The sequence below is a fragment of the Pseudomonas sp. S2_F07 genome (assembly GCF_054668325.1).
Genome location: NZ_CP162758.1, coordinates 2,962,557 through 2,974,861 on the forward strand (window position 1 = coordinate 2,962,557; position 12,305 = coordinate 2,974,861).

Consider the following 12,305-nt stretch of genomic DNA (forward strand, 5'->3'; position numbering starts at 1 on the left):
CTCTTATTGTTATTGATCGACTGGTTGAAGGACTTCAGTTGCAGTGGATTTGCGACGGGGAAAGGGACGACGGGCGCTCAACAGCACATGGGTGACCATGCCGAAAATCAGCCCCCAGAACGCTGCGGACAAACCGAACAACGACATGCCCGAAGCCGTGACCAGGAATGTCACCAGCGCGGCTTCACGATCGCTCGGTACCGCCATCGCACCCGTTAACGCGCCGGCAATGGCTGCGAACAGGGCCAGCCCGGCCAGCGCCGCGATCAACTCTTTGGGGAACGCTGAAAACAGCGAGACCAGCGTGGCGCCGAAGATCCCCAACAGCAGGTAGCACAGGCCGCCGACGACCCCGGCCACATAGCGCTTGCGAGGATCCTCGTGGGCTTCGCGACCGGTGCAGATCGCCGCGGTGATCGCCGCCAGATTCAGTCCATGGCAACCGAACGGCGCCAGCAGTGCCGTGCCCAGCGCGCTGCTGGTGATGATCGGGCTCGCCGGCGTCGGATATCCACTGGCGCGCAACACCGCCATGCCGGGCACGAACTGACCGGTCAGCGCCACCATCACCAGCGGCAAGGCGATGTTCAGGATCGCGCCCAGGCTGAATTCAGGCGTGATCCACACCGGCGTGGCCAGGCCGATCACCAGCGCTTCACGATGCAAATCACCGGTGAACGCGGCAATCGAACAGCCCACCAGCAGCACCATCATCACTGCATAACGCGGCATCACACGCTTGCAGATCAGGTACGTGGCAAACATCGCCAGGACCAGCAGCGGCTTGTGTTGCATCGACACGAACAGCCCGGTGCCGAAACTGAACAGGATCCCCGCCAGCATCGCCGCCGCGATGGCGGCGGGCAGCTTGCTGATGATCCGGTCGAAAGCCCCCGAGATGCCGACCACGAAAATGATCAGGCTGCTGACCAGATAAGCCCCCACCGCCTCTGCCATGGAAATGTCCGGCAACAGTGTCACCAGCAACGCCGAACCCGGCGCCGACCAGGCGATGATCACCGGAACGCGGTAGCGCAGGCTCAAACCGATGCCGAGCACGGCGCTGCCGATGGAGATCGCCCAGATCCAGGATGACAACACTTCCCGCGAAAGATGTGCCGCTTCTGCCGCCTGAAAGATGATCACCAACGGGCCAGCGTAGGAAATCACCGTGGCAATGAATCCAGCCACGGCGGCTGACAACGAGAAGTCCTGGAAAAACGCTTTCATGATTCAGGCACCGGTCGCTGACAACGCTGGGTTGACGCCAGCAGCGCTACGTCGGCTGCTGATGGCGAACACGGTCATGGCCAGGGCCGCCACCGCACCGGGCAAGGCAAACGCCATGAAGTTCAGCTGCAGGGGCAGGCTGATCCCGAGCAAGGCGCCACCCAGCAGCGGACCGACGATGGCCCCGTTGCGCCCGATGCCCGAGGCCCAGCCCAGGCCGGTCGAACGAATCGTCATGGAATAGAACTGCGCGGCGCAGGCGTACAAGAGAATCTGCGAGCCAATGGTAGTGGCACCGGCAATGGCGATCAGCAGGTACAACACCGGCATCGGGCTGTTGAAGCCCAACAGGGTGATCGACACCGCCGCCATGGCGAAAAACACCGACAGCACCCGCGGCAGATTGAGCTTGTCCCCCAGCACCCCGCCCCCGACCGCGCCGAAGATCGCCCCGAAGTTCAACACCAGCAGGAACGACAGGCTCGAACCCAGGCTGTAACCGGCGTTGGCCATCAGTTTCGGCAGCCAGGAACTCAGCGCATACACCATCAACAGGCAGCAGAAAAACGCCAGCCACAGCATCAGCGTGCGCAGCGCACGGCCGTCACGGAACAGCTGCAACACCGGGGTGCCCGTGCCTTTCACTTCGGCCATGTGCAATTGGTCAGAGGTTTGTGCGACGTAGGCCGGGTCGATGCGCTGCAGAATGTTGCGTGCGTCTTCATTGCGCCCCTGACGCAACATGAAGCCCACCGATTCGGGCAGGAAGTACATGATCAGCGGCAACAACAGCAGCGGCAGGACCGCCACGTAAAACACCGACTGCCAGCCGAAACGCGGGATCAGCACAATGCCCAGCCCGGCGGACAGCATGCCGCCCACCGAGTAACCGCTGAACATGATCGCAACCAGCGTGCTGCGGATTTTTTTCGGCGCGTACTCGTTCATCAGCGCCACGACGTTAGGCATCACGCCGCCAATGCCGAGCCCGGCAATGAAGCGACACAGGCCGAACTCGGTGGGGTTACGGGCGAAACCATTGAGCACGGTGAAACCACTGAAGAGCATCACGCAGATGGTGATGGCTTTCTTGCGGCCGATCCTGTCCGACAGCGGACCGAAGAACAGCGCGCCGAACATCATGCCGAACAGTGCATAACTGCCCAGTGCACCGGCTTGCAGAGGACTGAGCCCCCACTCTTTCATCAGCATCGGCAAGACCACGCCGTAGATCACCAGATCGTAACCGTCGAAGATGATGATCAGGGCACACCAGAACAGCACCATCCAGTGAAAGCGGTTGAAGCGAGCGTTGTCGATAACCTCATGTACGTCGATCTTGCGCATGGCATTTATCTCTTGTTGTTGTTTTTTTAGAGCGGCGGTAACACGGCTTACGTCCGTACAGCCGAGGGTAGAGCCGTCCGATACGTGGCAATAGCCAGTGAGCGCAGACCACTATCCGTTTTGTGCAGGGCCCTGGAACGGGCATGGGAACGGAAGGCTATGAGCCTCTTCGACAAATTGTCTTCTTTGCGATCACATTTGAACGCTAAGCTTGGGCCTATGGATGACTCAGATTATTTACGCCTGCTGACCATCGCGGCCGAGCAAGCCAACGCGTTTCTGTCCAATGCCCGCAAATGGGAGCGTGAGCGTTGGGTCTGCCAGCGCCTGCTGCAAGGCTTGAACATTCCCTATCGCGCCGATGAGTTCGCCCCCGCCGGGGAGCCGCCGGATGTGTTGTTTCGCGATGCCAGTTTCGAGGTGTTCTTCGTGCTCGACGAGGGCCGGCGCCTCAACGATGAATGGCGCGACGAGCTGCAACGCCGACGCAGCGCGTTCTCCCTGAGCCAACTGGTGCGCCGCGAGGCCAAGCCACGACGCATCCCCGCCAACGAGTTCTTGCTGCGATTGGCGCCGACCTTGCGCAAAAAAGCGCACAACTACAAAGAGCGCGGCATGGATCTGGGTGAGTTGGACATCATTGCCTTCGCCAGCCTCAAACGCGAAGTGCTGGACCTCAACAGCCATTTCCCGCCACCAACCGAATACCTGCGCCAGGGCTGGCGTTCGCTATCATTGGTTGGGCCGACTTTTGCCCGCGTGCTGTTCGCTCACCCGGATGCTCCGGACTTCTTGCGCAGCAACCTGGGGCGCAGCATTGTGTTCGACGTCGGGATCAGCCTGTGAGCCCGCTGCAGGAGCTGATCGCCGAGGTGCCGCAACAAGGTCGGGTACGCTGGATCGGCGTGCGCCCGCAATCACGTTCGGCGATGCTTGAACTCGATGCCGTGGAAGCGCGCCTGGAAGCCGGCCTGACCGGCGACCACGCCCGCCCGGGCGTGCGCAATGCACGGCAGGTAACGCTGATTCAGTGGGAGCACCTGGCGGTCATCAGTTCACTGATGGGGCGCGCACTCGATCATCCGGTCCGGCCTGAAGATCTGCGGCGCAACCTCGTTATCAGTGGCATCAATCTGTTCAGCCTCAAGGGCCGCCGCTTCCGGATCGGCCAGGCAACGTTCGAAACCACCGGCTGGTGCCAGCCCTGCGCGCGCCTGGAAAGCAACCTGGGCATCGGCACCTTTCAGGCCGTGCGCGGACATGGCGGAATCACTGCCCGGGTGTTACAAAGTGGCATCATTCGCCTGGACGACACCGTAAGCGTCGAACCCATTCCAGACAGCGGCTATGCTGCGTTCAACCCTGGGTAAAAACACTGTAGCTTCTACACATTCAGCAACGTCTACCCCTGACGAGGCCCGATATGACCAGCCGCCTGAACCCCGACGACCAAAAGCATGTCGAAGAGTACCTGCAGTTGTCCCAGCACCAAGTCGAGCGCCGGCCCTTCCGGCCGTGGATGCTCCTTGTACTGGTATTGGCAGTGACCATTGGTCTGGGTCTGTTGAGCCGACTTATCAGTTACCTGACGCTATGAGCTGCCTTGCGCTCGCGAAGGTACTGACACCGATTTCCTTTAGCCTTGCGAGTTATCCCCATGTCCCATCGTATTGTCATTGTCGGCGGCGGCGCCGGCGGTCTGGAGTTGGCTACCCGCCTGGGTAAGACTCTGGGCAAGCGCGGCACAGCCAGCGTGATGCTGGTCGACGCGAACCTGACCCACATCTGGAAACCCTTGTTGCACGAAGTGGCGGCCGGTTCCCTGAACTCCTCCGAAGATGAACTCAACTATGTTGCCCAGGCCAAATGGAACCACTTCGAGTTCCAACTGGGGCGCATGAGCGGGCTTGATCGTGCGCAGAAAAAAATCCAGCTGGCCGCCACTTATGACGAAGCCGGTGTGGAATTGGTACCCGCGCGTGAAGTGCCTTACGACTCGCTGGTGATTTCCGTCGGCAGCACCACCAATGATTTCGGCACTCAGGGTGCGGCGCAGCATTGCCTGTTCCTCGACACCCGCAAACAGGCCGAGCGCTTCCACCAGCAACTGCTCAATCACTATCTGCGCGCTCACGCCGGCCAGACCGACGCGATCGAGCAAATCAGCGTGGCCATCGTCGGCGCCGGTGCCACCGGGGTCGAACTGGCCGCCGAACTGCACAACGCCGCCCACGAATTGGCAGCCTATGGCCTGGACCGGATCAAACCGGAAAACATGCACATCACCCTGATCGAAGCCGGTCCACGGGTGCTGCCGGCACTGCCGGAGCGGATTGGCGGGCCTGTGCATAAAACCCTGGAGAAACTCGGGGTCAACGTCATGACCAATGCCGCTGTCAGCGAAGTGACGGCCGACAGCCTGATCACCGCCGACGGCAACGAAATCAAGGCCAGCCTGAAAGTCTGGGCCGCCGGGATTCGCGCACCGGGTTTCCTCAAGGACATCGATGGCCTGGAAACCAACCGCATCAACCAGCTGCAAGTGCTGCCGACCCTGCAAACCACCCGTGACGAGAACATCTTCGCCTTCGGTGACTGCGCCGCCTGTCCGCAACCGGGCAGCGACCGCAATGTGCCACCACGCGCCCAAGCCGCTCACCAACAGGCTTCGTTGCTGGCCAAATCGCTGAAACTGCGCATCGAAGGCAAGGCACTGCCGGAGTACAAGTACACCGACTACGGCTCGCTGATTTCGCTGTCGCGCTTTTCGGCTGTGGGTAACTTGATGGGCAACCTCACAGGCAGCGTGATGCTCGAAGGCTGGCTGGCGCGGATGTTCTACGTGTCGCTGTACCGCATGCACCAGATGGCGCTGTACGGGCCGTTCCGCACGGCGATGCTGATGCTGGGCAGCAAGATCGGACGTGGGACTGAGCCACGGCTGAAACTGCACTAACACCTCAACCACTGTGGGAGCGAGCTTGCTCGCTCCCACATTGGCTTTGCGGCGTTCCTGAGTTTCCTGTGGACAAAAAAAATCCTCGTATCTTTCGATACGAGGATTTTTAATATGGTCGGGGTAAGGGGATTCGAACTCCTGACATCCTGCTCCCAAAGCAGGCGCGCTACCGGACTGCGCTATACCCCGGTAAAAAAAAGGCACCCTTGAAGGCGCCTTCCTCGATCAGCGCTTTTGGCCTCTGATCTTAAGATTCGATTCCAGCGCTAACTGGTTTCAAAAATGGTGGGTCGTGTGGGATTCGAACCTACGACCAATTGGTTAAAAGCCAACTGCTCTACCAACTGAGCTAACGACCCAAAAATGGTCGGGGTAAGGGGATTCGAACTCCTGACATCCTGCTCCCAAAGCAGGCGCGCTACCGGACTGCGCTATACCCCGGTTTGAAATTGGCTCCGTGACCAGGACTCGAACCTGGGACCCAATGATTAACAGTCATTTGCTCTACCGACTGAGCTATCACGGAACTACACATTTCAATTTACAACTTTGAAGCTTTTACTGCGTTCTCTTCGACCCGTTCGCATCGCTGCGTTCGTGTGTCTGAGGCGCGCTATTCTACAATCTTCAGCACCTCTGTCAACCCCCTAAATTGCTTTCAAGTTAATGATTTGCAACTTATTTTGGATTCCTGCTTGGGGAGCGGAAACCCTGGCGGGTGACTTACTGCGGGGCGCACTTTACAAGCCTTTTCCTTTGAGTTCAACAGCCTAACGAAAAAAAGGCCTCGTTATGCGAGGCCTTTTCGATTTTGCTGCCGTTATGGATCAGACGAAGACGATTTCGTCGTTCTCCACCACACCGTGAGCGGTATCGCCCGGCATGAATCGACCGGACAGTATCAACTGCGCCAGCGGGTTTTCGATCCAGCGCTGGATGGCGCGCTTGAGCGGCCGTGCGCCGTACACCGGGTCGTAGCCGACCGCGATCAGCTTGTCCATGGCTTCCGGGCTGAGCTCAAGCTTCAGCTCGCGCTCGGTCAGGCGGCTGCGCAGGCGACCCAGCTGGATCTCGGTAATGCCGGCGATCTGATCCCGCGCCAACGGCTCGAAGATCACCACTTCGTCGACCCGGTTGATGAACTCCGGCCGGAAGTGGCTGGAAATCGCATCCATCACCGCCGCGCGCTGCGCCTCACGGTCACCGACCAGCTCCTGGATCTGTACCGACCCCAGGTTGGAGGTCATGACAATCACGGTGTTCTTGAAATCCACCGTGCGGCCATGGCTGTCGGTCAGACGACCATCCTCGAGCACTTGCAACAAGATGTTGAACACATCCGGGTGCGCCTTCTCGACTTCGTCCATGAGGATTACCGAATACGGTTTGCGACGTACGGCCTCGGTCAGGTAACCGCCCTCTTCGTAGCCCACGTAGCCTGGTGGCGCACCGATCAAGCGAGCCACGGAATGTTTCTCCATGAACTCGGACATGTCGATCCGCACCATCGCCTCTTCGGTGTCAAAGAGGAATTCGGCCAATGCCTTGCACAGCTCGGTTTTACCGACACCGGTCGGGCCGAGGAACATGAACGAGCCGCTTGGGCGATTAGGGTCGGACAACCCGGCACGGGAACGCCGTACCGCGTTGGAAACCGCCACCACCGCTTCGTCCTGACCGATCACACGCTGGTGCAACAGGCTTTCCATCTTCATAAGCTTGTCGCGCTCGCCTTCGAGCATCTTCGACACCGGAATACCGGTCCACTTCGATACGACTTCGGCGATCTCTTCTTCAGTCACCTTGCTGCGCAGCAACTGGTTTTCGGGCTTGCCATGCTGGTCGACCATTTGCAGGCTACGCTCCAGATCCGGGATCACCCCGTACTGCAACTCGGCCATGCGGTTCAGGTCGCCTTTGCGGCGAGCGGTTTCCAATTCCTGACGGGACTGCTCGATTTTCTGCTGGATCTGCGCAGAACCCTGGACTTCGGCTTTTTCCGAGTTCCAGATTTCTTCGAGATCCGAGTACTCACGCTCATGACGAGCGATTTCTTCCTGCAGTTTCTCCAGACGCTTCTTCGCCGCGTCGTCGCTTTCTTTCTTCAGCGCCTGGGACTCCACCTTCAGCTGAATCAGGCGACGCTCCAGACGGTCCAGCACTTCCGGCTTGGAGTCGATCTCCATGCGGATGCGACTGGCGGCCTCATCGATCAGGTCGATGGCCTTGTCCGGCAACTGCCGGTCAGTGATGTAGCGATGGCTGAGCTTGGCTGCGGCAATGATCGCGCCGTCGGTAATCGCCACCTTGTGGTGCACCTCATAACGCTCCTTGAGGCCACGCAGGATAGCGATGGTGTCTTCCTCACTCGGCTCGTCCACCAGTACTTTCTGGAAACGTCGCTCGAGAGCGGCGTCCTTCTCTATATATTGGCGGTACTCGTTGAGCGTGGTCGCACCGACACAGTGCAGCTCACCGCGGGCCAGGGCCGGCTTAAGCATGTTGCCCGCATCCATCGAGCCTTCGCCCTTACCGGCGCCGACCATGGTGTGCAGTTCGTCGATGAACAGGATGATCTGCCCTTCCTGCTTCGACAGTTCATTGAGCAGGGATTTCAGGCGTTCTTCGAACTCACCGCGATACTTGGCACCGGCGATCAGCGCCCCCATGTCCAGGGACAACAGGCGCTTGCCCTTCAAACCATCCGGCACTTCGCCGTTGATGATGCGCTGGGCCAGGCCTTCGGCGATCGCGGTTTTACCCACGCCAGGCTCACCGATCAGCACCGGGTTGTTCTTGGTGCGACGTTGCAGCACCTGGATGGTCCGACGGATTTCATCGTCACGGCCGATCACCGGATCAAGCTTGCCGTCTTCGGCTCGCTTGGTCAGGTCGACGGTGTATTTGTCCAGGGCCTGTCGCGCTTCTTCGTGGTTCGGGTCGTTGACGGCCTCGCCACCACGCAGGTTGTTGATCGCGTTCTCCAGGGCTTTCTTGCTCACGCCCTGACCGAGCAACAGCTTGCCGAGCTTGCTGTTCTCGTCCATGGCGGCGAGCAGCACCAGCTCACTGGAGATGAACTGGTCGCCCTTCTGCTGGGCCAGGCGGTCGGCCTGGTTGAGCAGGCGCGCCAGATCCTGCGACATGTTCACGTCGCCGGTCGGGTTCTGGATTTTTGGGAGCTGGTCGAGCTCTTTGGTCAGCTCTTTACGCAGGCTGTTGACGTCAAAGCCCACCTGCATCAACAGAGGCTTGATCGAGCCGCCCTGCTGTTCGAGCAAGGCCTGCATCAAGTGCGCCGGCTCGATGGCCGGATGATCAAGGCCGACAGCCAGGGATTGGGCATCGGACAACGCTAACTGCAATTTGCTGGTTAAACGGTCTATACGCATGGGTCACCTTCCTTTTGAGCAGGCCGGACCTATAAAACATCCTGAATGAAGAAACCTGCCAGATACCGTTATAGATGCGGTCGATTCTGGGAGTTTCAAGCATCAAGACATTGATGCAGATCAGAGAAGCTTAGCGGGCGAGCCAGATCAGGGAGGCAAAGCGACCGGTGCGAGGGGCACGGCGGTAGGAAAAGAAACGTGGGTCGGTCACGGTGCAGAAACCTCCACCGTAGACAGCGGTGACGCCACGAGCGGCCAGGCGCAGACGCGCCAGCCTATAGATGTCGGCCATGAACTTGCCGGGGTTTTGACTCGGCACGAAGGCTTCAGCCGCTTGCGGCAACTGCTGCACGAAGGTTTCGCGCACTTCCGGGCCGACTTCAAAGGCTTGCGGGCCGATGGCCGGGCCGAGCCAGACCAATACTTCGGCCGGTGGCACCGCCAGACTGTCGAGGGTGGCTTCCAGCACGCCCGCCGCCAACCCGCGCCAACCGGCATGGGCTGCAGCAACGCGGGTGCCGGCACGGTCGCAAAACAGCGCAGGCAGGCAATCGGCGGTCATCGCAGCACAGGCGACGCCCGGCGTTGATGTCCAGCTGGCATCAGCCGTATCCACCCGGTCAGGATCGGCATGGGCCACGACGATGCCGTGAACCTGCTGCAACCAGGCCGGTTGAATGGAGAAATGATCGGTAAGACGACGACGATTCTCGGCAACAGCTTCAGGGCTGTCGTCGACGTGATCGCCGAGGTTGAGGCTGTCGAACGGCGCCACACTGACGCCGCCCGCACGGGTGGTGACGCAGGCTTTGACCCCGGCCGGCGCGGGCCAGTCAGGAATCAGCCAGTCACTCATCCGATGAACGCCTCGCGGTCTTGCTTGAGCAGGGTCAGCAACCAGACGAAATCTTCCGGCAACGGCGATTCCCAGCTCATGCGCTGACCGGTGGTCGGATGATCCAGTTCCAGGAAACGCGCATGCAGCGCCTGACGCGGGAAATTTTTCAGCGACTCGACCATGGTCGGGTTGGCGGCCGGCGGGATACGGAAACGACCGCCGTAGGCAGGATCTCCGACCAACGGGTAGTTGATGTGCGCCATGTGCACGCGAATCTGGTGCGTACGACCGGTTTCCAGCTTCACCCGCACGTGAGTGTGGGAGCGGAAGCGCTCGAGCACGCGGTAATGGCTGACGGCTTGCTTGCCACCTTCCATCACGGCCATGCGCTGGCGTTGCTGGCCGTGGCGTCCGATCGGCGCATTGATCTTGCCACCGGCTGTCACCACTCCGATCACGATGCACTCGTAGATCCGGCTGACGCTGCGGCTCTGCAACTGTGTAACCAGCTGCGTCTGCGCTTGAATGGTCTTGGCCACCACCATCAGACCGGTGGTGTCCTTGTCCAGGCGATGCACGATACCGGCGCGGGGCACATTGATGATGTCCGGCACGTGGTGCAGCAAGGCGTTGAGCAAGGTGCCGTCGGCATGACCGGCAGCCGGGTGCACCACCAGGCCCGCAGGCTTGTTGATCACCAGGATGTCGTCGTCTTCATAGACGATATCCAGGGCTATGTCTTGAGCGACCCATTCGCCCTGAGCTTCCTGCTCGGCAGTCAGCTCAAGGATGGCGCCGCCGTGGACGATGTCTCGCGGGCGGATAACCGCCCCATCCACAGTCAGGCGGCCGTCTTTGATCCAGGCGGAAAGGCGCGAGCGCGAGTGCTCAGCGAATAATTGTGCGGCGACTTGATCGAGGCGTTGGCCGCCCAATTCGGACGGCACCTCTGCGCGAAGTTCAATTTTATCGGACATGCTCAGACTAGGCGTCGGCACAGCCTTTGGTTTCGGCTGCGCGCTTGTGGTTAAATACGGCGTCTTTTGCCCCGAGGCTATTCAACGGGGCGCTCATCATAACAGGACGGCCACGCCCAAGACAGCGGCCGTCATAGGGACGCAAGCCGCCATGCAAGTGAAACACCTGCTGCTGATCGCCATCCTCGCATTGACCGCTGCTTGCTCATCGAAGGAAGTCGTAGACGAAAACCTCAGTGAAGTCGAGCTGTACCAACAGGCTCAAGCCGACCTGGACAATAGCAGCTACACCAGCGCCATCGCCAAACTGAAGGCTCTGGAATCGCGTTATCCGTTCGGTCGCTATGCCGATCAGGCGCAACTCGAACTCATCTACGCCAACTACAAGAACACCGAGCCAGAAGCGGCCAAGTCCGCTGCCGAACGCTTCATTCGCCTGCACCCACAGCATCCGAACGTCGATTATGCCTACTACCTCAAGGGCCTGACTTCTTTCGACCAGGACGTCGGCCTGCTGGCGCGTTTCCTGCCGCTGGACATGACCAAGCGTGACCCGGGCGCCGCCCGCGACTCCTATAACGAGTTCGCCCAGCTGACCAGCCGCTTCCCGAACAGCCGCTACGCGCCAGACGCCAAGCAGCGCATGATCTATCTGCGCAACCTGCTGGCAGCCTACGAAATTCACGTGGCCGACTACTACCTGACCCGTCAGGCTTATGTCGCCGCCGCGAACCGCGGTCGTTACGTGGTGGAAAACTTCCAGGAAACCCCTTCGGTCGGCGACGGCCTGGCGGTGATGACCGAGGCCTACCAGCGCATGCACCTGGACGAACTGGCTGCCACCAGCCTGGAAACCCTGAAGCTCAACTACCCGAACCACCCGACACTGGTAGACGGTCAGTTCGTACCGACCGTGGCCGAAGCCGACAACCGTTCGTGGCTGAGCAAGGCGACCCTGGGCCTGATCGAGTCCCGTCCGCCGCTGCCGCCGGGTGAAACCCGCGCCAACCAGGACGTACAGAAGCAATTCCAGGAAGCCAAGGACGCCATCCCGAGCGAGCTCAAGCCTAAAGATGCCGAAGGCGATGTGATCGAAGAAGAAAATCACGAAGCGCAAGGCAACAACGACGACCGTTCGTGGTTCAGCTACATGACCCTCGGTGTGTTCGACTGACACCCCAGGTTGTGCAAAAAGGGAGACTTTCGAGTCTCCCTTTTTATTTCAAGCACTTTATTACACTGTGCGCCTGCCAGGTCCTTGGCTAAACTGCCGCTTCATCAATCAAAAAGCAGCTCACCATGCTTCGTTTATTGTTCTGGATTGCCCTGATTGCCGCTGCAGTATGGTTCTGGCGCAAGTTCAAGGGGCAGGCCTCCACCCCCAAGCCCCCTGCCGAGCGGGAAGCGGCGCCCATGGTCCGTTGTGCCCATTGCGGCGTTCACCTGCCCCGTGACCGCGCGCTGAGCCTCGACCAGCAATGGTATTGCAGCCAGGCTCATCTCGAGCAAGGCAAGGGCTCCAGTGGTCACTGACACTTGAGCAGAAATGGCAACCGTTCAAG

The 12,305-nt window shown here is 60.1% G+C and carries 11 protein-coding genes and 4 tRNA genes; 6 read left to right on the forward strand and 9 right to left on the reverse strand.

Annotated features, from left to right (window positions below; all coding sequences use genetic code 11):
• Window positions 1-9 precede the first annotated feature (9 nt).
• Window positions 10-1,230: a benzoate/H(+) symporter BenE family transporter gene (locus AB4O40_RS13290; RefSeq protein WP_223541986.1), complete on the reverse strand. Its 1,221-nt coding sequence runs from the start codon at window positions 1,228-1,230 to the stop codon at window positions 10-12.
• A 3-nt stretch (window positions 1,231-1,233) separates the two neighbouring features.
• Window positions 1,234-2,577, reverse strand: a complete 1,344-nt coding sequence (locus AB4O40_RS13295) for an aromatic acid/H+ symport family MFS transporter (RefSeq protein ID WP_056728666.1) — start codon at window positions 2,575-2,577, stop codon at window positions 1,234-1,236.
• A 219-nt stretch (window positions 2,578-2,796) separates the two neighbouring features.
• Here AB4O40_RS13295 and AB4O40_RS13300 point away from each other — a divergent pair, with 219 nt between their 5' ends.
• Genes AB4O40_RS13300 through AB4O40_RS13315 form a run of 4 tightly spaced genes read left to right on the forward strand, consistent with a single transcriptional unit; the run spans window position 2,797 to window position 5,533 of the window.
• Window positions 2,797-3,423: a DUF1780 domain-containing protein gene (locus AB4O40_RS13300; RefSeq protein WP_007970534.1), complete on the forward strand. Its 627-nt coding sequence runs from the start codon at window positions 2,797-2,799 to the stop codon at window positions 3,421-3,423.
• Window positions 3,420-3,947: an MOSC domain-containing protein gene (locus AB4O40_RS13305; RefSeq protein ID WP_056728668.1), complete on the forward strand. Its 528-nt coding sequence runs from the start codon at window positions 3,420-3,422 to the stop codon at window positions 3,945-3,947. Before AB4O40_RS13300 ends, AB4O40_RS13305 begins: the two co-directional genes overlap by 4 nt.
• A gap of 53 nt (window positions 3,948-4,000) precedes the next feature.
• Window positions 4,001-4,174 (forward strand): DUF3094 domain-containing protein, encoded by a 174-nt coding sequence (locus AB4O40_RS13310; protein ID WP_007970531.1) that lies wholly within the window; start codon window positions 4,001-4,003, stop codon window positions 4,172-4,174.
• A gap of 60 nt (window positions 4,175-4,234) precedes the next feature.
• Window positions 4,235-5,533 (forward strand): NAD(P)/FAD-dependent oxidoreductase, encoded by a 1,299-nt coding sequence (locus AB4O40_RS13315; protein WP_056728670.1) that lies wholly within the window; start codon window positions 4,235-4,237, stop codon window positions 5,531-5,533.
• A gap of 115 nt (window positions 5,534-5,648) precedes the next feature.
• Here AB4O40_RS13315 and AB4O40_RS13320 read toward each other — a convergent pair.
• From AB4O40_RS13320 to rluD, 7 genes are all read right to left on the reverse strand, one after another.
• A tRNA-Pro gene (locus AB4O40_RS13320) sits at window positions 5,649-5,725 on the reverse strand.
• 94 nt (window positions 5,726-5,819) lie between these two features.
• A tRNA-Lys gene (locus tag AB4O40_RS13325) sits at window positions 5,820-5,895 on the reverse strand.
• 5 nt (window positions 5,896-5,900) lie between these two features.
• Window positions 5,901-5,977, reverse strand: a tRNA-Pro gene (locus tag AB4O40_RS13330).
• Between the two features lie 9 nt (window positions 5,978-5,986).
• Window positions 5,987-6,062 (reverse strand) — tRNA-Asn (locus AB4O40_RS13335).
• Window positions 6,063-6,363: 301 nt separating this feature from the next.
• Window positions 6,364-8,928, reverse strand: coding sequence for an ATP-dependent chaperone ClpB (clpB, locus tag AB4O40_RS13340; protein ID WP_223541988.1), 2,565 nt, complete (start codon window positions 8,926-8,928; stop codon window positions 6,364-6,366).
• Window positions 8,929-9,058: 130 nt separating this feature from the next.
• Window positions 9,059-9,784 carry a peptidoglycan editing factor PgeF gene (pgeF, locus tag AB4O40_RS13345; RefSeq protein ID WP_056728673.1) on the reverse strand — a complete coding sequence of 242 codons (726 nt, stop codon included), beginning with the start codon at window positions 9,782-9,784 and terminating at the stop codon, window positions 9,059-9,061.
• A complete protein-coding gene (rluD, locus tag AB4O40_RS13350; protein WP_008052092.1) occupies window positions 9,781-10,743 on the reverse strand; it encodes a 23S rRNA pseudouridine(1911/1915/1917) synthase RluD in 963 nt (320 codons plus the stop codon). The genes pgeF and rluD overlap by 4 nt, the downstream gene beginning before the upstream one ends.
• A 151-nt stretch (window positions 10,744-10,894) precedes the next feature.
• On the opposite strand from rluD, the gene AB4O40_RS13355 reads away from it, so the two are divergent.
• Together AB4O40_RS13355 and AB4O40_RS13360 are read left to right on the forward strand one after the other, a co-directional pair.
• Complete coding sequence (locus AB4O40_RS13355; RefSeq protein WP_056728675.1) at window positions 10,895-11,917, forward strand: outer membrane protein assembly factor BamD; 1,023 nt, start codon at window positions 10,895-10,897, stop codon at window positions 11,915-11,917.
• Between the two features lie 125 nt (window positions 11,918-12,042).
• Window positions 12,043-12,276, forward strand: coding sequence for a PP0621 family protein (locus AB4O40_RS13360; RefSeq protein WP_056728677.1), 234 nt, complete (start codon window positions 12,043-12,045; stop codon window positions 12,274-12,276).
• Window positions 12,277-12,305 lie beyond the last annotated feature (29 nt).